19 protein-coding genes are annotated in these 23,501 nt (G+C 49.7%); 10 read left to right on the top strand and 9 right to left on the bottom strand.

Annotated elements, in window-relative coordinates:
- The first annotated feature begins 111 nt into the window (after positions 1-111).
- The gene (locus ACQ5ES_RS10370; protein WP_445016543.1) at positions 112-660 is read left to right on the top strand and encodes a gamma carbonic anhydrase family protein; all 549 of its coding nucleotides are present in this window, start codon (positions 112-114) and stop codon (positions 658-660) included.
- Positions 661-678: 18 nt separating this feature from the next.
- On the opposite strand, the gene ACQ5ES_RS10365 is transcribed toward ACQ5ES_RS10370, so the two are convergent.
- From ACQ5ES_RS10365 to ACQ5ES_RS10355, 3 genes are read right to left on the bottom strand one after another with little or no spacing between them, the layout of a single operon-like run.
- Positions 679-3,810, bottom strand: a complete 3,132-nt coding sequence (locus tag ACQ5ES_RS10365) for an error-prone DNA polymerase (RefSeq protein ID WP_445016541.1) — start codon at positions 3,808-3,810, stop codon at positions 679-681.
- The gene (locus ACQ5ES_RS10360; RefSeq protein WP_445016539.1) at positions 3,794-5,251 is read right to left on the bottom strand and encodes a Y-family DNA polymerase; all 1,458 of its coding nucleotides are present in this window, start codon (positions 5,249-5,251) and stop codon (positions 3,794-3,796) included. Before ACQ5ES_RS10360 ends, ACQ5ES_RS10365 begins: the two co-directional genes overlap by 17 nt.
- Positions 5,248-5,889, bottom strand: a complete 642-nt coding sequence (locus tag ACQ5ES_RS10355) for an ImuA family protein (RefSeq protein ID WP_445016537.1) — start codon at positions 5,887-5,889, stop codon at positions 5,248-5,250. The genes ACQ5ES_RS10360 and ACQ5ES_RS10355 overlap by 4 nt, the downstream gene beginning before the upstream one ends.
- 481 nt (positions 5,890-6,370) lie before the next feature.
- On the opposite strand from ACQ5ES_RS10355, the gene ACQ5ES_RS10350 reads away from it, so the two are divergent.
- Entirely contained in the window at positions 6,371-6,706 is a 336-nt protein-coding gene (locus tag ACQ5ES_RS10350; RefSeq protein ID WP_445016535.1) for a YnfA family protein, read from the top strand.
- A 166-nt stretch (positions 6,707-6,872) separates the two neighbouring features.
- Positions 6,873-7,787 (top strand): 1-acylglycerol-3-phosphate O-acyltransferase, YihG family, encoded by a 915-nt coding sequence (gene yihG / locus ACQ5ES_RS10345; protein ID WP_445016533.1) that lies wholly within the window; start codon positions 6,873-6,875, stop codon positions 7,785-7,787.
- Here the strand turns inward: yihG and ACQ5ES_RS10340 are convergent.
- Genes ACQ5ES_RS10340 through ccoG form a run of 3 tightly spaced genes read right to left on the bottom strand, consistent with a single transcriptional unit; the run spans position 7,753 to position 10,802 of the window.
- A complete protein-coding gene (locus tag ACQ5ES_RS10340) occupies positions 7,753-8,358 on the bottom strand; it encodes a thiol:disulfide interchange protein DsbA/DsbL (RefSeq protein ID WP_445016531.1) in 606 nt (201 codons plus the stop codon). The genes yihG and ACQ5ES_RS10340 overlap by 35 nt on opposite strands.
- A 22-nt stretch (positions 8,359-8,380) precedes the next feature.
- Positions 8,381-9,394 (bottom strand): serine/threonine protein kinase, encoded by a 1,014-nt coding sequence (locus ACQ5ES_RS10335; RefSeq protein WP_445016529.1) that lies wholly within the window; start codon positions 9,392-9,394, stop codon positions 8,381-8,383.
- A complete protein-coding gene (ccoG, locus tag ACQ5ES_RS10330; protein WP_445016527.1) occupies positions 9,387-10,802 on the bottom strand; it encodes a cytochrome c oxidase accessory protein CcoG in 1,416 nt (471 codons plus the stop codon). Before ccoG ends, ACQ5ES_RS10335 begins: the two co-directional genes overlap by 8 nt.
- 227 nt (positions 10,803-11,029) lie before the next feature.
- Here ccoG and ACQ5ES_RS10325 point away from each other — a divergent pair, with 227 nt between their 5' ends.
- The 6 genes from ACQ5ES_RS10325 (at position 11,030) to ACQ5ES_RS10300 (ending at position 19,757) form a co-directional block, all read left to right on the top strand.
- Positions 11,030-13,510 carry a S8 family peptidase gene (locus tag ACQ5ES_RS10325; RefSeq protein ID WP_445016525.1) on the top strand — a complete coding sequence of 827 codons (2,481 nt, stop codon included), beginning with the start codon at positions 11,030-11,032 and terminating at the stop codon, positions 13,508-13,510.
- A gap of 128 nt (positions 13,511-13,638) precedes the next feature.
- Positions 13,639-14,484, top strand: a complete 846-nt coding sequence (locus ACQ5ES_RS10320; protein ID WP_445016523.1) for a DUF6689 family protein — start codon at positions 13,639-13,641, stop codon at positions 14,482-14,484.
- Positions 14,485-14,494: 10 nt separating this feature from the next.
- On the top strand, positions 14,495-15,346 hold the full coding sequence (locus tag ACQ5ES_RS10315; RefSeq protein ID WP_445016521.1) for an FHA domain-containing protein: 852 nt from the start codon (positions 14,495-14,497) through the stop codon (positions 15,344-15,346).
- A 73-nt stretch (positions 15,347-15,419) separates the two neighbouring features.
- Positions 15,420-18,428, top strand: coding sequence for a protein kinase domain-containing protein (locus ACQ5ES_RS10310; RefSeq protein WP_445016519.1), 3,009 nt, complete (start codon positions 15,420-15,422; stop codon positions 18,426-18,428).
- Positions 18,385-19,137 carry a sensor histidine kinase gene (locus ACQ5ES_RS10305; protein WP_445016517.1) on the top strand — a complete coding sequence of 251 codons (753 nt, stop codon included), beginning with the start codon at positions 18,385-18,387 and terminating at the stop codon, positions 19,135-19,137. Before ACQ5ES_RS10310 ends, ACQ5ES_RS10305 begins: the two co-directional genes overlap by 44 nt.
- A complete protein-coding gene (locus ACQ5ES_RS10300) occupies positions 19,134-19,757 on the top strand; it encodes a response regulator (RefSeq protein WP_445016515.1) in 624 nt (207 codons plus the stop codon). The genes ACQ5ES_RS10305 and ACQ5ES_RS10300 overlap by 4 nt, the downstream gene beginning before the upstream one ends.
- On the opposite strand, the gene ACQ5ES_RS10295 is transcribed toward ACQ5ES_RS10300, so the two are convergent.
- The 3 genes from ACQ5ES_RS10295 to ACQ5ES_RS10285 form a co-directional block, all read right to left on the bottom strand.
- Positions 19,754-20,983 (bottom strand): Zn-dependent hydrolase, encoded by a 1,230-nt coding sequence (locus tag ACQ5ES_RS10295; protein WP_445016513.1) that lies wholly within the window; start codon positions 20,981-20,983, stop codon positions 19,754-19,756. The two genes, ACQ5ES_RS10300 and ACQ5ES_RS10295, sit on opposite strands and share 4 nt — an antisense overlap.
- Before the next feature lie 277 nt (positions 20,984-21,260).
- Positions 21,261-21,788, bottom strand: a complete 528-nt coding sequence (locus ACQ5ES_RS10290; protein WP_445016511.1) for a carboxymuconolactone decarboxylase family protein — start codon at positions 21,786-21,788, stop codon at positions 21,261-21,263.
- A gap of 45 nt (positions 21,789-21,833) precedes the next feature.
- Positions 21,834-22,379: a peroxiredoxin gene (locus ACQ5ES_RS10285; protein WP_126762912.1), complete on the bottom strand. Its 546-nt coding sequence runs from the start codon at positions 22,377-22,379 to the stop codon at positions 21,834-21,836.
- A 177-nt stretch (positions 22,380-22,556) separates the two neighbouring features.
- Here ACQ5ES_RS10285 and ACQ5ES_RS10280 point away from each other — a divergent pair, with 177 nt between their 5' ends.
- The gene (locus tag ACQ5ES_RS10280; RefSeq protein ID WP_445016509.1) at positions 22,557-23,471 is read left to right on the top strand and encodes a hydrogen peroxide-inducible genes activator; all 915 of its coding nucleotides are present in this window, start codon (positions 22,557-22,559) and stop codon (positions 23,469-23,471) included.
- Positions 23,472-23,501 lie beyond the last annotated feature (30 nt).

The raw sequence follows: 23,501 nt of genomic DNA, 5'->3' as shown, positions 1-23,501 counted from the left end.
GTTGTTCAGATCGCTGTTTTTTTGTATCAATTCGCCAGTTTAAAGGCTTTCTGCTAGGCTTAAAGCTTAACGCTTATGATCAAAAAGATAACAAATTGAGAGGTAAACCCGATGAATGGAGATATTCGTAGTTATCAAGGTGTCGAGCCGACGCTTGGGGAACACGTCTATATAGATCAAAGCGCAGTTATTGTCGGTGACGTAACCTTAGGCGACAACAGTAGTGTCTGGCCTTTGGTATCGGCTCGTGGTGATGTCAATTTCATCCAGATTGGTGCGCGTAGCAACATTCAGGACAACTGCGTGTTGCATGTAAGCCGCAAAAGTAACCGAAACCCTGACGGTCACCCGCTGATTATTGGTGAAGATGTTACCGTTGGTCATCACGTTATGCTACATGGTTGTACTATCGGAGCACGGGTGTTAATTGGCATGTCGGCGGTGATCATGGACGGCGCTATCGTCGAAGATGATGTCATCATTGGTGCCGGCAGCTTAGTACCTCCGGGTAAAGTGCTGCGCAGTGGCTATCTGTATGTCGGCAGTCCGGTAAAAGAACAACGCAAGTTAAATCAAGAAGAGCTTGCCTTCTTACCCGAATCGGCGGCGAACTATGTCATGCTAAAAGATGAGTACGCCCTTAACGTCCACTCGGTCTGAACTAGGCCTGAACTCGGCCTAATGAAAGTCGCGCGAACGGTTGGCCTGTAGCTCAAGCTCGGCCAACAGCGGCGCGCCGTCTTCTAAACGTCCAGCAATCACGTGAATCACCTCGCCATGAATTTCGACTTTGCCATACACTTTAAGTAACTGCGCTGTGAGATAGGGCTCGCGTTGCGCCCGTGCCGTCGCTTGCCAAACCACCACGTTCACCATACCGGTTTCATCTTCAAGGGTAATAAAAGTAACCCCGCCTGCGGTGCCTGGCCGTTGCCGGCAGGTGACCAACCCCGCCACGCAAACTACCTGTTGATGACGACAGCCGGCGAGCTCGGCGGCAGTACGTACACCGCGCAATAATCGCCGCTCACGTAATAAGGCAAGAGGATGACGTCGCGTCGACGCACCCAAGCTACGATAGTCCGCCGCAATATCACTTACCTCTGTAGGCGTTGGTAATTGCTGCAAGGTTGCGCGGTCCAACTCGGCATCATCGATAGCGCTAAACAACGGTAACTGCTCAGCTTTCACCGCCAACGCCTGCCACTGACTTTGAAAACGATGGCCGCTGACTTTATGTAATGCATCGGCGGCCGCCAGACGTTGCAAAAGAGCAGCGGAGGCACCGAGTTGTCGTAGCTCCTGCAATGAGGCAAAACCATGTTGCGGCCGGCGGGCAAGCAGGGCATCGACGTGTTGTGCGGCCAGACCTTTGATCAAGCGTAAGCCTAACCGGATCGCATAACCATTTTGCATGGCAACCAACTGATGTGCCCAGGTACTGGTTTGAATATCTACAGGAAGCACAGTCAGATGATGGCGACGGGCATCTTGCAACAGTTGTTCAGCTGAGTAAAAACCCATAGGTAAACTATTCAGTAATGCACAGTAAAAGGCCGCTGGGTAATGGTACTTAAACCACGCCGAGGCATAGGCTAAGTTAGCAAAACTGGCCGAATGGGACTCAGGGAAGCCGTACTCGCCAAAACCACAGATTTGCTGATAGATGCGTTGGGCGAAATCTAAGCTATACCCACGCTCGCGCATACCACTAATCAATTTCGTCTCAAACTGCTGTAACTCACCAGTACTGCGCCAATTCGCCATAGCGCGCCGCAGCTGATCGGCTTCACCACCGCTAAAGCCAGCGGCAACCATCGCCAGCTTGATCACCTGTTCCTGAAAGATCGGTACCCCCAGGGTGCGCTCGGTAACTTGCCGTACCGCTTCACTTGGGTAGGTCACCGCTTCTTCACCGGCACGCCGGCGTAAATAGGGATGTACCATGTCGCCCTGAATAGGCCCGGGTCGCACGATAGCAATCTGTACCACCAAGTCATAAAACGTAGCAGGGCGTAGGCGGGGTAACATACTCATCTGCGCCCGTGATTCGATTTGAAACACACCAACGGAGTCCGCGCGCTGCAGCATCGCGTACACTTTAGCGTCTTCGGTAGGAATGCCCGCCAGATCAAGCGGGCGCTGATAATGTTTGCTCACCAGCTGCAGCATTTTCTGCAATGCGCTCAGCATGCCCAGCGCCAGTACATCCACTTTGATCAGCTTAAGCGTTTCGAGGTCATCTTTGTCCCATTGAATAACGGTTCGGTCTGCCATACTGGCATGTTCAACAGGCACCAGATCTGCTAATTGCCCAGCCGCAATAACAAAACCGCCAACGTGCTGCGACAAATGCCGGGGAAACTTCAGCAGTTGTTCAGTTAGTGTCACTAACCAGCGGCCACGCCCTGTGGTCGCCAGGCCGGACTGCAACTGCACTAACTGTTGCTGCCAAGGCGTGTCCTGATCCCGGCGGTCGATTTGGCGCAGATAATGCGCCAGTTCCTGCTCGCCGAATCCCAGCACCTTGCCAACATCACGAAGCGCACTGCGCAACCGATAGCGGATAACGGTTGCCGCTAATGCAGCGCGCTTACGGCCATACTTCTGGTAAATGTACTGAATCACTTCTTCACGGCGTTGATGCTCGAAATCCACATCAATGTCTGGCGGTTCATCGCGCTCTTTGGAAATAAAGCGCTCAAACAGTACATCGATTTGATCAGGGTTCACTGCGGTGATCTGCAGGCAATAGCAAACCACCGAGTTTGCAGCGGAACCCCGCCCTTGGTAAAGAATGTCGCGCTGCTGAGCAAATTGCACAATGTCGTGAATGGTTAAAAAGAAATACTCGTAGCGAAGCTCGGCAATTAACGCGAGCTCTTTTTCCAGCTTGGCCTGCACGTCGGTCCGTAAGCCATTCGGAAAGCGTTCTTTGGCTCCGGCATAAGCGAGTTGACGTAAATAGGCCGTGGCGGTTAGCCCTGCGGGCACCAGCTCCGCTGGATACTCATAACTTAATTCACTGAGCTGAAAACTACACTGCTGAGCGACCTGCTGGGTAGCGGCAAGCCAGTCCTGTGGATAACTGCGCTGCAATTGTGCCGCATCACGTAAATAATGCTCAGCATTTGGCCGCAATTGCGTGCGTACTTTCGTGACCCTTTGTCGCAAGCGAATGGCAGTGACGACATCATGTAACGGCTGCCGTTCGGGCTCAGGGTAGAGTACCTCGTCAGCAGCAACCACCGGCAACCGACTTTGCTGGTGATAGTTTTTATAGCGGCGGTACTGGCTGGCATCATCAACGCAAAAATGACGTGAGAACGCCAACCATAGACGCTCAGGAAAAGCTTCGGCCAACCCATCGTGATGGGTAGTAAAAGCAAGATCGTTAAGTGGCCGCCACAGCAACAGACAATCGTTCAGGCCGGTAACGAAATCATCGACATACACCTGATAACTGCCTTTTTCACAACGCTCCCGGCCACGACTAATCAGCCGGCAGAGCTGACCGTAACCTTGCCGGTTTCGCGCCAGAACAATCAGCACGCCCAGCTGTTCTACCTGAAAGAAGCTGCCAATCAACAACTGCAATGATGCCGCTACATCTTTTTGCGCTACATAAGCACGCACCACACCGGCAACTGAACATTCATCGGTTATGGCAATGGCCTGGTAGTCCAGCGTCAATGCCCGTTCGACATACTCATGAGGATGCGCAGCCCCATATAAAAAGCTGTAATTACTGACACAGTTCAGCGCAATAGGGCGCCAGTCCGGCAGGCTTTTCTCAGCTGAACCAGCCATGTAAGTACCACTCCTCATGACTACGAAATATCCAGCCTTGCCGGTCAAACGCATCCACCGCAACAAAATAATCGCGAAGCACGCCTTCCCCGTCCCACCAGCCGGTCTGGATCCGCTCCGGGCCCCATTGCAACTGCCATTCGTGAACGACAATGGCCTCAGGTTCAGGCAGCAGCCAAAGCGGGCGGGGTAATCCCTGACTCGGCGCCTTCGCGGTCTGCAAGTCTGTTTGCCATTGTTGTGCAACTTCCGGGCGCCAGTCATTTTGCGCCTGCGCCTGCTGCACTGCAGCGGTGCCTAAGCGAGCCTGCAACTTGCCTAACAAAGCTTGCAGTTGTTGTTGCTCAGCCCGCTGCGCCGTCGCATCTTGCTGCGCGGGTAACCAACTCGTCGCTGTGACTTCGCGTGCCTGAAAAGCATCGGCCCGCAAACTTAATTCCAGCGCTGGCGTGGCGAGTTGCTGACGCTCTAACTGCAATTGCACCAACTGCTGCATCTCACGCTGACGCCACAAAGGTAAGGCAAAGGCAATGCGCACCGGGGTCTGACTTTGATCCCGATGGTGTGCCAGCAAAGTAAAACTGATCACGCTCAATTGACGACTTTGCAAAAATGCTTCTAATTGCTGCAGCAGCCGTCGCAACGGGAACAACAACTGTTGCCACGACACCACCTCAGTCATTAAATCGAGACGTTCGGAGAACTTCAGCGGCGGTCGGTAATAACGCTGTGGTGGCAATAGCTCACCTTGCAATTCTGCCACATAGGCCACCATGGCGCGGCCAAACCTCGCGCCTAATTCGCCCACCGGCAGCTGCAACAGGTCGCCGAGACACTGAATGCCGACATTCTCAAGTTGCTGCTGTTGCGCAGCCGGGAGCAAAGCAAACCGCAAAGGAACCTGTCGCAGCTTTTCTAGTAGCTCGCTTTTCCCGGCGCGCATAGGTTCAAAGCGGAGCTGCGGGACCCGCGCCAAAATGCGGGCAACTAAAGGACTGTACCCCGCAGCGATTTGATAGCCTACCGCAACCCGAGCTAAGCGCCGCGCTAATTGTCGCTGCACACCAGCATAGTCGCCATACAAGCGTTGCAAATCATCGACTTCAAGTAGTAAGCCTTGCGGTGGATATAACGCAATTTGCGCAATGTCCTGATGCAGCCACTGAGCGAGCCGTTGCAATACCTGCTCTTCACGTTGTTCATCATAGGTTCGCTGCTGTAGTTCAGGCACTAATGTACTGGCGGTAACTTCAGCCATGCCGAGTTTGACCCCAGCATGACGAGCCGCAGTATTGGCTTGCACGACAGTTCGCGCGCGCTGCCCATCGCTACGGCACAGCACTTGCGGTTGTTGACGCTGGTTTTCGCTTTGCAGACTTAATTGTTCATCCAACAGCAGCTGCGGCAATGCTAAATACCACCAAAGTTTATAACGGCTCATGCTAACCGCCGGCGCCACTCCGGTAGATGCCGTGTTACCGGGCAAGGAAACGGAGGTAATGGCCAGCCAGCTCGCCGCTTTACTACCGCCACCTGCAATTGCTGCTGTTGCCACTGCAGCTGCAAACGGTTCACGTAAGCACGAGCTTCCTGTTGTTGCTGCCAAGGGGTCAAAATAAATGCCAGTTGTTGATGGCGGGAGGCCGCTTGCTGCAAACGTCGCACTGCACTCGCATCAACCGTCGGAAGCCAGGCAACAATCACCCCTAAACTTGCACTTTGTAATGCTTGTTCAAATGCCCAAAGGGCGCGCTTAGGATCGCTTTCCTGCAACCATAACGGCGCCTGCTGCAACTGTTGATAATGCAGTCCGGGCCAATAAGGCTGGGCCGGAGGGTTTATCCATAAGCAAGGCTTCTGCTGAGCACTGAGTACCGGCATTAAAAATGCCTGCTCGCCCTGGAAATTGTGCTGCACTTGCAGTTCATGCAATGCGCCACGCAGCCAACCGCCACCAAGGCGACGGTTAAGCTCAGGCCAGCCAGTGTCAACCAGCTGATCACTGGCTAACTGTTTCCCCGCATCATGGCCCTGCCAGACCCATCCCTTATGCACTAAATCTTGTAATGGATGTGCCATAACAACCTCGTAGTACTGTATATCTATACAGTGCTACTGTAGCTGTTTTTTTCACCCCTTGCAAGCTCGTCAATACTCTCGCGTTTGTGTTTCATCGCTAGTTCATAGGCTGGACAAATATCACCAATAATAAAACACCCTCGAGTCCCAAAATTGACTTCTGCTTGAGAAACAGTAATGGTCGACACATGCACTCAATCCCGAAGGATCAGCTGCTCGGCTGCGAGCTTTTTGACAAACTTAAGTACCTGGCTTATAGAGAATCTGAAAGATATGCTGAGTAAACCAACCTCATGAGATTGCTTAAGTATTGGCCATTAATTAGGCGGATTTGAGAAATACCGCCGAAGCATGAGAGACGATAGCATTTGGGAACAGAACATTAACGATCTCATGCCAACGACTATTGATTAAGGCAAAGTGGACATCAAACTATTGAGATGTATATTAGTTTCTATACCCACTTACAAGTTGATTGGCGTTGAGCATAGTCATTATCCTAAAGACCCTAGGTCTATTTATCATTACAGCGATCGCTGAAATCGTCGGTTGTTATCTGCCCTATCTCTGGCTGAAGAAAGACCATTCCGCGTGGTTACTTATTCCGGCGGCTTTAAGCCTAGCGCTTTTTGCTTGGTTGTTGACATTACACCCCGCTGAAAGCGGTCGTGTTTATGCGGCTTACGGTGGTGTTTACGTGCTTACAGCGCTGGTATGGTTGCGAGTGATCGACAATTCACCTCTAACAATCTTCGATCTTACAGGAGCCACCTTAGTCCTCTCGGGCATGGTCATTATCGCCTTTGGTTGGAAATAAAGGAATCGCTTCCGTCTTTAATTTTGGCAATTGTTACGTAACGCATTACCGATTGAGAATGGCGACGCATCAAGGTGAAGCGCTCATTGCCCCCTTGCTGGTTAAAGTTGAGCAGCGGCGTTTTTTACGTATGATGGACTGACTTCAGACTGACTCGGACGTGCTCATGCTAACGTTGTTTTTGGCTCCCTTTCGGGTACTCATTAATTTCACTTTCGGTGCGGTGGCGACCGCCATCATTGGCACGCTGATCATTATCATTGGGTTGCCGAAACTACTACTGCCTATTCCAGTGGTGCAGCGTGGTTTATCTAAGGTGGCAAATGCACTGTTTCGGCTGTGGGGCTACGCTATGTCAAAGATGTTTCGTCTGACCCAGCCGATGCACTGGCATATTCATGGCGATGCCAAATTACACCGTGACCGCTGGTACATGATTCTTTGTAATCATTGCAGCTGGGTGGATATCCTGGTGCTTATGCATTTGGCATCACGCAATATGCCGATGCCTAGATTCTTTCTTAAGCAACAGCTGTTCTGGGTGCCAATTATTGGGCTGGGTTGCTGGACACTGGATATGCCCTTTACGAAGCGTTACAGTCGCGCACAAATCGCCCGCAAGCCACATTTAGAAGGCAAAGATATTACCACGACGCAAAAAAAGTGCGCCAAGTTTCGGCATATTCCGACCACGGTCATTAATTTTTGTGAGGGCACCCGTTTCACGCCCGAGAAGCATCAACAAAAACGCAGCCCCTACCGTCATCTTTTACTGCCCAAGGCGGGCGGCACAGCTTTCACGTTGCAAACCATGGGCGAGCAGTTCGACGCGATACTGGACATCACCATCATCTACCCATCGCATAAACGCCCAGCGGTTTGGCTGCTGCTTAGCGGACAACTTCGGGATATCTATGTGAATGTCGAGACATTACCGATGCGGGAGGATCTGATCGGTGATTATTTTAACGATGAGGCGTTTAAAGAGCGCTTCCAACGCTGGCTGAACCAGCGATGGAAGCGCAAAGATGAAGTGATAGACAAGCTTATTGCTCGAGCAGATAACCCGCCGCAGCAATAAAATCGTCGACAAAGTTTTCGCTTTCGCTGAAACCTTGTGGCAGCAAGCGGTATTTACCGTTGACGATAAACGTAGGTGTTGAGTTCACACCATAGTTTGCCGCTTCGCGATCCATTTTGTTGGCCATGCCACGTACCGCGAAACTGTTGATCATTTTATTGAAGTCTTCTTTGCTGACGCCATTGGTAGCGAATACCGCTTCGAAGTCTTCCATAGTGCCCATCATGTTGTTTTGCACGAAGTTGCGTTGGAAAATAGCAGCACTGATTTCTTTTTCTTTACCCAGTTGCTCTGCCAATGCCCAGGCTTGATTCATCGTCATGCCCTGGCCTTTGTAGTTAATAAAAGAAACGTGCGATTTTTCAAAAGCTTCCGGGTACTCTTCTGCCATTGCCTGAGCGATAGGTTCAAAGCGGTAGCAAGCGCCGCAGAAAAACGAAAAGAATTCTTTAATTTCTGGCTTTTCAGTACCCTGTTCAGCGATCACTTCGTAGTGCACGCCTTCCTCAAACTGCTGCGCAGCAACGGGAAACATCATCAACGCCAGTACGGCAAACAACATTTTTTTCATGGTGGCTTCCTGTAGGTTTCTATTAACAATTAAAATTCGGACGTAACTCTAACGGAGCTTCTTGTAAGGCTGCAAGCTGTTCTTTCATCGCCAGCACTTGCTGCTCCCAGTAACGTTGCTCAGCAAACCACGGAAACGCCCGTTGGAATGCTGTATCTTGCCAGCGTCGTGCCAGCCAAGCCATGTAGTGTATGATGCGAAAACCGCGTAAGGGTTCAATCAATGCGGTCTCACGGGCGTCGAAATCACAAAATTCTTCGTAGCCGCTGACCAATGCGTCCAGTTGCATCCAGCGTTCCTGGCGATCATCACCTGCCAGCATCATCCACAAATCCTGAATGGCAGGGCCGGTTAATGCATCATCGAAATCGACAAAAGTCAGCTCTTCATCACGCAGCAGCATATTGCCAAGATGGCAGTCGCCATGCAAACGCTGCTGATCGAATGCCGCTAAGTCTGTTTCCAGCAACTGCTCAGCCAAAGGTTCGGCAATCGCCCAAAAGGCGTTTTGTAAACCGTCCGGAATAAGCTCGGTTTGCCGTAAGGTCTGTAACGACTGGGTGACAAAATAGTCGGCATTAATGGTGCCGCGGTGCTTAAACTCACCTTGTCGCGCCACCGCATGCAAGCGACCAATTTGCCGGCCGATACGTTCCAGCTCATTCATGTCACCGGGTTCAACAGCGCGACCACCGACACTTGGAAATACGCTGAACCGATAACCTGCAAAGTAATGTAGGGTCGCTCCATCGAGCTCAAGTGGTGCCACTGCTGGTACATCTTCGGCCAGCAACTCAGCGGTAAACGCGTGCTCTTCCAGAATTTGTTCGTCGCGCCAGCGTGCTGGGCGGTAAAATTTCGCCACATAACGTTTGTCGTCGTCGGCAATAAATTGATAGACGCGATTTTCATAACTATTTAACGCCAGTAGTCCCGACCTCGGATCCACGCCCACACTAGCCAGAGCATTGGCAATCACGTCCGGCGTTAAACCGGTAAAGCTAAAGTCTGTTGCCGCATCCGTGGCTTTATTCATAAAGAAAACTCGTTTGATGTTGTTCCGTCACTTTACCATCGGTGCTGGAAACAACGAAGTAAATGTCCTGCACCCGCTCGGTAACTTCATCAGGGTGCACAGCGAGGGTTACTGGCACTGTTGCAATAGAGCCACCGTCGATGGTTATCTCGGTGGTCCCTAATAACTGAGTTTGTTCGAAGCCTTGCGCAACAATTGTGAAGGTTTGCGGCAGTTGCGATTTATTCAATATTTTCAGCGTGTAAACGTTCTGTACCCAACCTTCCATACTGATACTGTACAGCTGGTTACGATCGCGCAGAATGTCGACTTCAAGTGGCTTGCGCGTTGAGATATCCCACACCAGTAAGGCGGTCATGGCAATCATCACGAGAAAATAACCAATAGCTTTAAAGCGTGTTTTACGCGTCCGCCCACCCTCTAAATTACGCTCGGTGGTGAAGCGAATCAGTCCACGCGGGTAGTTCATTTTATCCATCACGTCGTTGCAGGCGTCGACACAGGCGCCGCAGTTAATACATTCGTATTGTAAGCCGTTACGAATATCGATACCCGTAGGGCAAACCTGTACACACAGGTTGCAGTCGATACAGTCACCCAGGCCTTTTGCCTTGTAATCGGTACGCTTCGAGCGTGGCCCGCGCGGCTCGCCTCGATTGGGATCGTAGGAAACGGTGACAGTATCTTTATCGAACATCGCCGATTGGAAACGGGCATAGGGACACATATGGGTGCACATGATTTCGCGCATCCAACCGGCGTTGCCATAGGTACAAAAAGCAAAAAATAAAACAGAAAACGTGGCCCAAAACCCAGTATCAAAGGTCCAGAAATTGGTGAATAGCTCACGTACGTTAATAAAGTAGCCGACAAATATCATCGCCGTTAGCAGTGAAACCAGCAACCACGATGCATGCTTCGCCGTTTTCCGCCAAACTTTATCGAAGTCCCAGGCACGACGGTCCAGTGCAATACGCTTGTTCCGCGGGCCCTCGATTTTTTTCTCGAACCACATGAAAATAAAAGTCCAGGTGGTTTGCGGACACATGAAACCACACCAAACGCGACCATAGAGGGTCGTGATAAAAAACAGCGCGAACGCGGCAACAATCGAAACCCAGGCCAGAATCGTCAGATCTTGTGGCCATAGGGTCATGCCAAAAATACGGAACCTTTGATTGGCAATATCCAGCAATACGGCCTGATCACCGTTCCACTGTAGCCAGGGAATGAGGGCAAAAACGAACAACAGTAAAAAGCCGAAGCCGCGGCGGAACCATTCCAGCTTCCCTTTCACGTCACGCACATAAATTCGGCTGCGCGGCGAGTAGTCGTTGCTGCGCTTGTCGGGATCAGGACGTTGGATTTTAACTTGATCCGCCGCCATCACTTTCACTTTCTGCTCCATAACCGTACGCCACCCTCAGCTATTTCCACATGATATGAAGGGATTATACGCTTGTTTACCTATTATTTTCAGGGTAAAGCAGAAAAATACATTTTGCTTGTTGGTTAACAACAATTGACACATCCACTTCCGAAAATAGGGGGATTTCCCCTATATAAGTTTGCCTTTAGCTGGACGAGGATAGGGCTGCACAAAAATTCTACAGAATAACCATAGGAATTAATTCCATGAAAAAATTTGCTCTCTCTACGATTGCAGCACTAACTCTCGTTGCCGCCCCGGGCCAGGCCATGGCTGAAGCCGTTATAGGCGATCAGTTACAGGCAAAAATCCCCGCGCTTGCCGCGTCAGAACAAATAATGACTGTTGTTACTTACGATCAACTGGAACCTGTTACCGAATCACAGATTCAACAGTTATTGGATCTTGGCTTGGCCGAAGGAGTTCAGTTCTCTTCATTACCTATTATTGGCGTGCTCGCTACCCGTGAGCAGATTCAAAGCTTGGCGCAACAATCGGATGTGCGCTCTATCTGGTTGAACCGTCAACTCGACTACTTTAACGCCGACCAGCGCAAAATAACTGGGGTTGAGCAACTCCAAAGTAACGAGTTCATGCAACGCAATAACACCTCTTTCACTGGTAAGGGTGTGACCATTATGGTCAACGATTCAGGTATCGATGCCTCCCATCAAGATCTGTTCTATGGCGATACCGTGGTCGAGAACGTTCAAGCGCTTACCAGTGCACAAGCAATCAGTCTGGTAGCTCCTACCGACGGTTTCGTGCTGGAAGGGCAGATTAATACCGACTTGAATGTTGGTCACGGCACCCATTGTGCAGGCACCATCGCTGGTTCTGGCGTTATGTCTGATGGCAAATATATGGGTGCAGCGCCTGATGCTGATCTCGTCGGTTATGGCTCTGGCGCAGGCGTTTCCATTCTCGACGCAGTCGGTGGTTATGACTACGCAATCAATAATGTGTACGCGTTTAATTCACCTCTTCGCATCATGAGTAACTCATGGGGCTCAAGCGGTAAGTTCAGCCCTGACAGCCCGGTAAGTATCGCTTCCTACAAAGCATACAAGCTCGGTATTCTGTCCGTGTTTGCGGCGGGCAACTCAGGCCCTGGTGAAGATAGTCACAACCCTTATGCGCAAATCCCATGGGGGATTTCCGTCGGTGCCGGCGATAAATTTGGTCATTTGGCGGGATTTTCGTCACGCGGTTTAAAAGGCGAATCAGCTACTTTCCAAATGCCGGATAACACCACCTGGACTTACAACAATGAAGTTACCATCGTTGCGCCAGGGGTCGATATCATTTCGACCCGAGCTAGCACCAACCTCGTATCGAATGGCGGTGATGCCGATTTGGACGCCATCGAAACTGAGTATGTGCCGTTCTATACCATGATTTCTGGAACATCTATGGCGACGCCACACGTTGCAGGCATCGTAGCCTTAATGATGGAAGCTAATCCAAGTTTGTCCTTACTTGATATTAAGCAATTGCTCCAAGAAACAGCAACCAACATGCCAGGCTATCAGAAGTGGGAAGTAGGTGCGGGCTATGTTAATGCAAAATCCGCAGTTTCCGCCGCTCTTGATTATGATATGGGCTACGTATCCAGCGTAAATAACCTGAATTCCTTCAACGCTAATGCACTGATTACCACCAGCGACCGCGTCGAGCCTTTTGAAGTCTTATATGCCCCTGCTGGTGAGCCAGAAACTTACAGTTTTGAGGTGGGTGCAGATGTCGCTTGGGTAAAAGCAAGCGCTGATACGCTGGCCAATACTACCAAGCTAGTGCTCGTCGCGCCGGACGGAACTGAATACTTCGGTAACCTAACGTTACCCGTTTTAGAAACCGGCATGCGGGTATCCGCTCCTGGACAAGCCGGAACTTGGCAAGTCTATGTGTATGGCTTGACTTCATTATCTGGCGTTAACCCTGACCCACTAGATGCTACCAATGGTCCTGGCGTTCCTGAAGTTATTTCAGGCACTGTAAGCTTCGAGCTTAATGGTGGCTATGACGGCGTCGATGATATTGCAGGTCATCCGCAACAAAATGCAATTGAGTTTGCGGTCTCTGAGCGTCTGGTCGATGGCTTTAACAACGGTAAATTCCGCCCTGACCGCGACCTCGAGCGTAAGGATCTTGCTCAGTACTTAGTCATGGGTGGCGCTATTCGTCAGTATCGCGATTTACTCAACGAGCCTCAGCCTAATTTGAGTAATGTGAACGGTGATTTTGTCGCTTATGCTGAAGCTGTGTCAGTGACTGGCGCCGCACTAAAAGACAGCGATCAAGTACAAGCTCCGGTAATGCTTTCGAATAATGGCAATTTCGACCCAAGAGGGCAGGTAAGTAAATTAGATCTTGCTTACACCTTAGTCCAAGTGCTTGGTTTAGAGGCTACAGCGAAAGCTTTTGATAGCAGCCAAGATATCTTGGTTGATTATCGCGGACAGACAGTGGTTCTTGCTGACCAAGATACCATTCCTGCGCGATTTAAAGGTTATGTACAGACCGCAATCAACTACGGACTGCTGAATGTACAGTTTCGCGTCGAACAGGGGCCTTTCGATATTGAACCACAACTTACAGCGCACTTCGCTCCAGCAATCAACATTACGCGTGCACACTATGCACTGATTACAGGTCGCTTATACAGCAACTATTACGAGCTTTTTTAACCTTTGAGTCGTCCTGACTGTTTGGGGCTCAATTCGAGCCCCTTTTTTATTCGAGGTGACAATAATGGACAGAAAGAGTACATTTGATTTGTTAACTGTAACAAATTGTAAAAAGAGAGGTTCCAACCATGTTGATAAGCAACTGTTTCCGTAAGTTTTCTTCGGTAGCTGCAGCAGCTTTGCTTCTTTGTAGCATACCTGCGACCCAAGCCGAGCCATTAACTTTAGAAGTTAATCCTCGCACCAATACCATTGAAACCAGTGTCGAGTTAACTCCGCTTGTGAGCTTCGACCTTAAGATAAAATTTGATAATGCCGTCGGTCTTAGTGCCGAAAATATTTCCGTCGATGCACAACTCTTAAATGTGAACGACCCAGCGCTTACTTCACGCTTGCCAGATAGCTTGCTGACAGCGCTACCAACAGCTTTTCCAGTACAACTTTCAATAACGCCGGATCCCAGCAAAGGATTTTCTTTCAGCGGCGCTTATGAAATCGAAATTTACACGAAATCCTTACACTATACCGAGGGTTCACCGCTACGTTTATTCCACTCGCATGCCAATGCTACTTTTGAAGATATGACCACTATGACCGGCGCTGGTAGCATGCGCGTTCGCGGCAACGGTGGCCAATTCTCTGACTTCGTTATCCTTGCCGACCTGCGCAGCAAAAGCGACGTAATTAACACTAAGTTTACCCGGATGCAGAGCTTCGTAACCGCACAGCAGACCAACTTGGGTTATGCTGCGGTAACAGCCTTAGATAATGCCCTTTCAGCTATTAATAGCGCGTTGGCCGCACAACAAACCGGACAAGCTCTAGCGGCGACTCAACAGCTCATCAATTTACTGGAAAGCGACGATGGCACATTGTTCCCAAATGTATGGCGCTCTGCTGGTGATTTAGTCAACGTGCAAGGACGTTTGTTGGGTATGGCCACCACCTTACGTTATAGCTTACGGACTCTTTAGGTAACCAAACATGCCCGCTATTGTAGATATCGTCTACCAAGATCGCTTTGCGCCTCGATTCCAACTCTTCGAGGCGCAATCCTACGTGATCGGGCGCGATGCCACTTGCGATATTCAAGTCGACCACCCCACAGCATCACGACGTCACTGCTTACTTCACTTCTCTGATAACCAGTGGCAGGTAAAAGATTTAAATAGCACTAATGGCATTGCTGTTAACGACCAACGGGCCGATTCATTCGTCCTGGACTCCAACACTGTACTGCAAGTTGGTAGTTTGAATTTGGTATTTGCGCCAAAATCGGCGCATCAGTTGGCGGTTAGTCTTAACCGGAAAATCTGGGCCAAACAGGTATTCGCGTCATTGCAATCTACGTGGCAGCAGACAGCAATCGTCGACAACCTGATGCCACTGGTGCGACAAAGCATATCCCAACTGCTAAAAAGTGATCGCGTTGCATTGGTTTTACTCGACGACCGAGGCCAACTTAGTGCCTGTCGAGGCTACCCGCAATGGCAGGACGCTTCGGGCTTTACCGGCACAACCACCTTAATCCAGCAAGCCATCAAAACCCAACAGCCTGCTATCGCTAACAATGCGCTGTTACACCAACAACTGGGCGCCGCTGCAAGTGTTCAGCGTGCGAGTATTAAAGCCGCTATGGCATTCCCTGTTGTGGTCAACAACATCGTCAGTGCCGTGCTGTACGCGGATAGTACGGAGCAGCACCATTATTTTACCGAACACGATGTTGCTTTGATCGAAAGCTTCACCAACATGTGGGCCCTAGAGCTCACTTTGACAACCATCGACACACAACTTGATTTTGCCGAACAGCAACTCACCCAACTTGCCGTATAAATGATCTTCTATTAGACCTTTACGAGTTCTGTGGTAAGTTGAAAAAGACCTTAGCAGCCGGTAGTCGACCTGGATGACAGATGTAACAAAACCAGAACAACCTAATGACTCAGCGGAAACAAAACGTTCTTCGCAACACCTGCTGGTGCCCGGTCAAGAACTTGCGCAACGCTTTAGAATCGTACGCCTGCTCGGTCAAGGTGGACAAGCGAGTGTCTATCAGGCCTTCGATACAGTCCTTGAAGAAGAATGTGCGATAAAAATTCTGGTTGCAGATTCACAACTTACCGCTGAATCAATTGAGCAGCTTCGCAATGAAGTTATCCTTGCGCGTCAGTTGCAGCACCCAAATATAGTGCGCGTTCATGAGTTCTACGCCAGTGATGACTTCGTGTTTTTCACCATGTCACTGATCGAGGGCATACCTTTGAGCCAGGCGCTCGAACATCAGCCCTCAGCAGCACAATGTTTAGACTGGTTCAAAGCACTCGTATCAGCACTGCAAAGCTGTCATGAAAGTGGCATTATTCATGGCGATATCAAGCCGGCAAATATCGTCGTCACCGAAGATGATGAAATTAAAGTTGTCGATTTTGGCATTGGCACAACCACCACGGAAGCCATTACTCACCACTTCTCAGAAGGCTATACAGCGCCAGAGCTGGCGCGTTCTCACGTACCCACGGCGGCGAGCGACCGCTATGCCCTGGGCAAGGTACTCGACCAACTCCTTACCGCGTGTGCGCCGCAAAGCTGGCAGAAGGCTCCGGTGAAACGTAGAGCCTTGCAACAGCTAGCGACATCATTGCAAGCGGCAGAACCCGAACAGCGGCCCTCTTTGGCAGCCTGTTTAGCCGCTCTCGAGCCACCAACAAAACGCAGTTTAATTGCGCCACTAGGCTTAGTGCTGATCGTCGTCATATTCTTCGGTTTCTGGTGGTGGCGCGCAGCACCCACTCCCGAAGCAACGCCTACACCTATTGAGAATATCGCTACTATCGGTATTCACAGTAACCATGAACTCGCATCTATCGCTACGCTTGTTCATCTGACTTTGCAGACGGAACCTACCCTCTATTCCATTGAGCCGAGCACCATTCGACAACTGGTCGAGCGCCTGGGGATCCAACCTGAACGCACAGAACGTGAGCGTTCGCGCCTGGCTCAGGTCACTGAAGCCGACTATTTACTAACACTGAGCAATAAAGAAGTTGGCGACGCGAGCCAACTACACGCGTTGTTAACGATTTATCCTGGCGAGCAAGTGCTCTTGAGCAACACTTACTCGGTTTCTGACCAAACCGCACAGCAACTCGCGGCGCACGTAAGTAGCCAGCTAAAGAACTATTTGCTCAAGGCTGAGGATTCGACAGCCAATGAAATCACCGCCAACGAATTAGCGTTACTCGAACAGCTACAAAAGGTTAGAACACAAGACGACCCGACGCTTTTATATAAACAGTTGCAAAAAATTGTTGACGCCGAGGTTAGTGCGTACTGGAAATTACAAGCGCGCGCAGAACTTGCGCAGCTCGATCAACAATACGAAGCTGCCGCAAAAATTCTTGATGAATTGCTCGTTCTTTATCCACAGCGCGCCGATATCGCAGCGCAACGTGCACAGGTCGCAGGTCAACTCGGCAATCTTGCAACTGCGCGAGAGTTCTATCAACGAGCACTTACGCTCGATCCACAACAACCGTACTGGTGGTTCGAACTCGCACGACTGAAGATCATTCAGGGTGAAATTCAATCCGCGTTGCAGCAAGAGCTTACTCAGGCATTAATCATCTTTGGCCAACAAGAAAGTGATGCAGGACAAGGGCTTATTCTAAATGCTTTCGGTGTCGGTCACTTGCGTTTAGCGCAATACCAACAAGCATTTCGTTACTTTTCTCAGGCCCTCGATTACCGAACGGCTGCTCAGTACCCGCAAGATCGCATCACTACACTGAGTAACCTAGCCACTGTGGCATCAATTCTGGGCGACTTTGAGGCTGCTGATACGGCATTAAAAGAAGCCACAACTTTAGCTGAGGCACAAGACGATTCGCTGGCTGTCGCTCATATTGAAAACGAACGCGGCTTATTAAATGAAGAGCGCGGCTATTACCAACGCGCACTTGAACATTATAAACGCGCACTTGATCTGCGCTTGAGAGATGGCGCTCCTTATGTGCAAAGTCAAAGTATTAACAACGTCGCTTTTATTAACTTTCTGCTAGGTGACTACAGCTTAGCCGAAGTTTATTGGCGCCAAGCCTTGCAAATTGTAACTGATTTGAATGAGACTGCGACGCTGCATAGCATTCAAGTTAGTTTGGCACATCTTCTTGGTTTACAAGGGCAATTCAGACAAGCCGAACAACTCCTTGCCGAACTGCTTACCGCAGAAGATATTAGTCCTGAAGCCAATATGGCCACGCATATTCAAGCAAGCCGCCTTAATTTCGCGCAAAGTCGCATGGCCGCAGCGGCAGAAAGTATTAGCGAAGCTATTCGTATTGCCAACGAGATCGGTGACACTCGCGGCTTAATTGAGAGTTTGTTATGGCAAGCAGAGATTTCATTTCATCTGCATCAAACCGCCGTATTACAAAGTAACTTGCAGCAGTTAGACGATTTACAAGAGGATTTTAATCGCGAACAGGCCCTGACCTACCGTTGGTTAAGCCAAATGATGAACTATCGCCAAAAGGGTAGCACTGATTTCGCTGATCTTATCGATGATGTGCTTCGTCAGAATTGGTCACGATTACTGGAAACCAAACTACTTACCGAACTCGCCTTTTATGGCAACTTCGATGCGACCCATCCAGCTTGGCAACGTTTGAAAGAGATCAGTAATGAGACGATTTATGCTTCACATCTTCTGTATCTTGCTGCACAAAACACGCCCTCTGCCCACCAACAGTTACAGGAAAAACTAACACGCTTCCCAAATTACTGGCGAAATTTCGAACTCTATCGAGTACTATCAGTAGAAGACGCTGAACAACAAGCTCAGATCGCCTTACAACAACTATTAGAAAAGATGAATGAAGAGCAAAGAGAAGCCTATCAAAGATTCGCCCGACGTTGATGCGTTGCTCAATCTGTTGCAGCAATTACGCGACCAACAGAAGCACCTACAACAACAACTTCATAGTGAGCAGACGAACCTTCAACACCTTGCCAAACGCCTGTGGCTACAGCAAGAACATGACCGAGCGCAGTTTGCTCGAGATTTACACGACGATCTCGGTCAACAGTTAACAAGTATCGCAACTCAGCTAGCTGCAGCCAAGGATGATCCCCTTTGCAACCATATTCATCAACAGGTTAAGAACGCCATAGCCAGCACACGTTCACTCGCACGGTTGATGCACCCAACGCTCGTGCGCGACTTAGGTTTACTTGCCGGTATCCAATGGTTGAATCGCCAGTTGCTACAGCCTGCAGGCGTGGCATTAGAACTGGATTATGGATTGACCACGCGTCTTGACCACGATGCCGAATTATTCCTCTTCAGAATTGTGCAAGAAACCATGGTGAATACGGTTAAGTATGCCGACGCTGACCGCTTCGAACTTTTGCTTGAACGCTCGCAAAGCGCACTTTTGCTGATTGCCAGGGACAATGGTTGTGGCTTTGACAGTGATGCTGTTGAACCTGGGGTCGGATTACAAGGGATGCAGGATCGAGCGTCAGCTTTTGGCGCTGATTTTAATCTTCGCAGCGCCCCCGGAAAAGGCTGTGAAATTCAAGTTCAGCTACCACTACGCACTCCAACCGCAACGGAGCAACCATGATACGCCTGATTCTTGCAGACGATCACACCATGGTTCGGCAAGCGATTGCGGCGACATTAACCTCACAGGGTGACGTCGAAATAGTCGCTCAATGTGGCGATGGTATTGAACTTGTCGAAGCCGTGATGCGACAGCCGGTCGACGTGGTTTTGATGGATATATCGATGCCAAAAATGAACGGCTTCGCAGCCCTCGAAAAAATACTACACCATCGCCCGAATACCCGCATAATCGCTCTCAGTATGCACGACGAGCCAGAGTATATCGAAGCTATTCGAGTTGCTGGTGCGTACGGCTATGTTTTTAAAGACGCGGCGACAGATCAGTTATTGCAAGCTATCGAGCAAGTCGTGCAAGGTAAAATGCATTTTCCTGATGCGCCAAGAGATAGCGAGTCTCACGCCACGCCGACGCAGCCTTTAGCTAATTTGACGCGGCGCGAAAAGGAAGTCTTTCACTTAGTAGTTGCCGGGCGCTCGAACAAAGAGGTTGCGCAACTTTTGGCAATGTCAGCCAAAACTGCAGAAAATCATCGCAGTCGGCTGTTTAAAAAGCTGCACGTGAAGAATGCCGTTGAACTCATCCATTTCGCGGCAAAGCACGGATTACTTGAAGCTTAAGTTTTTAACAATGCTTGCACGGCATCCAGCAGCACATTGGTACCTGATTCCACATCATGCCAATGGGACCATTCGTCTGGAGCATGGCTAACGCCATTGACGGAAGGTATGAAGATCAAACCGGCTTCAGTAATCTCAGATAAAAATTGGGTATCATGCCCAGCACCGCTTGGCATCCGTGTGTATGTGTAACCACGTTTTTTGACCTGCTTCTCGATCAGGTCGCTGATGGATTTTGAGCAAGGCTTCGGTCCCAACCAACTCGATTGCTCGTACTCAAATCTTAAGTGATGCCTGCGGGCAATTGCAGATAAGGTTTTATGGCAGGTATTAGCAAGCTCTTTCATGATCTCTTCATCCATATCGCGGCCCACAATGGTGAACACGGCTTCGCCTGGCACGGTGTGGGGGTTACCGGGTTTCAGCTCAACCTTGCCTACAGTAATACGCGTTTTATCAGTGCCGTTTTCGGCAATAATACGGTCGATTTCATGGGCGAAATCTGCCAACCCCATAAAGGCATCGCTTCGCTTGTTCATGGGGGCGGTACCGGCATGATCAGCTTTGCCTTTGAGGTGTACAATCCATTTAAATACGCCGGAAATGCCATCGACCACACCAATTTGCAGATTATCCTGGAATAGCACGGGTCCCTGTTCAATATGCAATTCGAGGAAAGCTTTTAACTGCTCTGGACGCCACGCTGCATCGAGCGCGGCCATAGCATCAAGCCCTTGTGCTGCCATTGCGTCTTTCAAATAGACATCATCGGCATCATGGGCTGAAAGCACCCAGTCAGGATTGAGTTTACCGACAATTGCCTGCGCACCAAACATACCACCAAACCGGCCTTCTTCTTCTGCTGTCGCAACACCCCAAATCGGCGTTTCAGACTCCACTTCATTTTCATCTAATGTTTGCATCACTTCGAGCGCAGCCATGACCCCGAGAGTGCCGTCGAAAATACCGCCAGCGGGCACTGAATCGATGTGGGAGCCCATCAGAATAGCCGGCTTAGTGCGTTCGCCGCGACCAAAGAACACGTTACCTGCGCCATCCATGTAGGTTTCATAGCCGGCCGCTTTGGCTTTGTCTTGTAGCCAGGCTCGAGCTTGCATATCGGCATCACTGAAGCCCGGTCGGTAAACGCCGCGGTCATCTTCGTTGTAGCCGATTTTTGAGAGCTCGAGTAAATTCGCTTTTAGTCGATCGCAGTTAATTTGCATGAGAGTCCTTGTTTGCTGTTCGCTGTTCGATTTGCTAAGGAAAGCTTAGTTACGATAATGAAGGAGGGCAAACTTGTATGGGGTAGTTTGGTTTAAACCGCGGATTTTACCGGTAGTAGAACTACGGACTATTTTGTTTTTTCGGGTAGCGAACAGCGGGCCAAAAAAAAGCCCAGCGCAGGGGCCGGGCAAAAGGGATATAACAACCAGATCTCAGGGAATTCGATGCTAATTTAACTCACCATCGTGACAAACATGTGACAAACTCGAATGATTTTTAAGCAATTCGGCGCGCTGTTGCAGCTGCATTCATTACTGCTGCCATTTTGACCGAGTTTTGAACCACTTGCGCTGAAATCTCATGTTTCAATAAAACCCCAACGTGTGAATCAATACACATACCACAGCCGTTTAGTGCAGAAACGGCCAGTGAATACAACTCGAAATCTGCTTTATCAACACCAGGGTTTGCCATGCCGTTCATGCGCAGACCTGCTGGCATTTTGGCGAACTGCTTGTCGCTGCTCAGGTGCAAGAAGCGATAGTAGATGTTGTTCATCGCCATCAGGGTGGCGGCAAGTTTCGCTGCGGCAACGACGTTTTCTTCAACCTTGCCTTCCGCTTCAGCTTCAACCGCGGCAGTTAGCTGGTCATCGCCAATCGTATAAGCTAACGAAAGGGCGGTGCCGTAAAATTGACTCGGGGTCATGCCAGAGGTATCAACATTGCCGAAGATATTCGACAAGTTAAGTTTGGTGTCTTTACCGTGGTCGCCCAAGCCTTGTTTGTAATCTGCAATGCTCATAAATCTTCCTCCGAGAAAACAGTGCCGCCGCAGCGGCACTACTATTTATAGGGTGTCGCCACCAAGTGCGCGGTTACATGGGCACAGCTCATCGGTCTGCAGGCCATCAAGAATACGCACGATTTCAGCTGGGTTACGGCCCACGTTCAGGTTGTTCACCGACACGTGTTGAATCACGTTATGTGGGTCAACAATGAAGGTCGCACGTAAGGCTACGTTTTCAACCTGATCACGTACGCCAAGACCATCAACTAATGAACCGTTATCAGCAAACGAGTACTGGTTCAGGCTCTTAAGGTCCGGGTGCTCACGGCGCCACGCCAATTTCACAAATTCGTTGTCAGTGCTACCGCCTAATACCACCGCGTCACGGTCAGCAAAATCTTCGTTTAATTTGGCGAACTCAACAATTTCTGTTGGGCAAACGAAAGTGAAATCTTTTGGATAGAAGAAGATGATCTTCCACTTACCTTCAAAGCTATCGTTGGTGATGGTTTCAAATGCGCTCTCGCCATTTTCTTCCGGCATGTTGAAGCCTGGCTTGGCAGCTACAACTGAAAATTCTGGTAATTTATCGCCTACTGTTAACATATTGAATGTCTCCTCGGTGCTTCATTTTAAAAACGGGTTTAGAAACTCTTCGAGGTTGCAAAATCTACTGCAGCCTCGGTACGGGAAGAATAATAGGGGGGATGGCTGATTTGTTAAAACGAATAAAAGGGATTATGATAATCGGAAAATATGATTAAACCTTTTGGGGAGATATCTATGAGTAAGCTACCCAGTTTAAAAAACCTGAGTTACCTGCTTGCCCTGCATCAACATCAGAACTTTAACCGTGCCGCGCAGGCTTGCCACGTGAGTCAGTCGACACTCAGCAGTGGCATTCAGAACCTTGAGGAACAACTTGGTTGTCAGCTGATTGAACGCGATCACAAATCTTTTCTGTTTACCGGTATGGGCGAAGAAATTGTTGACCAAGCGCGCAAAATCATCACCGAAACGGAAGAGCTGCTGCATTTCGCGCAAAGCCAGGGCAAAACCATGGAGGGTCCACTGCGCTTAGGTTGTATTCCCACTATAGCTCCCTTTTTACTTGGCGATTTAAGCAAATTCGTCCACAAACATTACCCGGCGTTGCACCTGAACATCCGTGAGGACACCACCCACAACTTGCTCCACCTATTACGCAATGGTGAGCTCGACGTGCTGATCCTGGCGCTGCCGATGGATATTCAGGGTAATCAGAGTTACATGCTGGGTCGTGACCCGTTTAAACTGGTCATGCATAAATCACTAGCCGCAAAAATAAAAGAGCCGGTTGCTTACAACCAGCTGCCTGACGAATCGATTTTCTTACTCGAAAAAGAGCATTGTTTAACCGGCCACGCGGTAGCGGCCTGTGAACTCGCTGACTCCAGTAAGATAAATCCATTTACCGCCACCAGCTTACATAGCTTGGTGCAAATGGCGGATGCTGGATTCGGTGCAACCTTTATCCCGCAGATGGCGATTGATCGAGGCATTCTCAACGGCACCGATCTGGTCGCGCTGCAACCTTCAGGTCAGCAGGCCTCTCGAGATATTGGTTTGATTTACCGATCAACCACCAATCGCCGGCAGACCTTTCGAAAATTAGCAGAAATCATCGCCAATTTGTTACCTGAACGCACATTACAGTGAGAAAATCGCAAACTGGCAATCCAATTCTGA

Source organism: Pseudidiomarina xizangensis (assembly GCF_052541995.1).
Note: the sequence above shows the minus strand (reverse complement) of the source record. Positions and strands in the feature narration are given on the sequence as shown.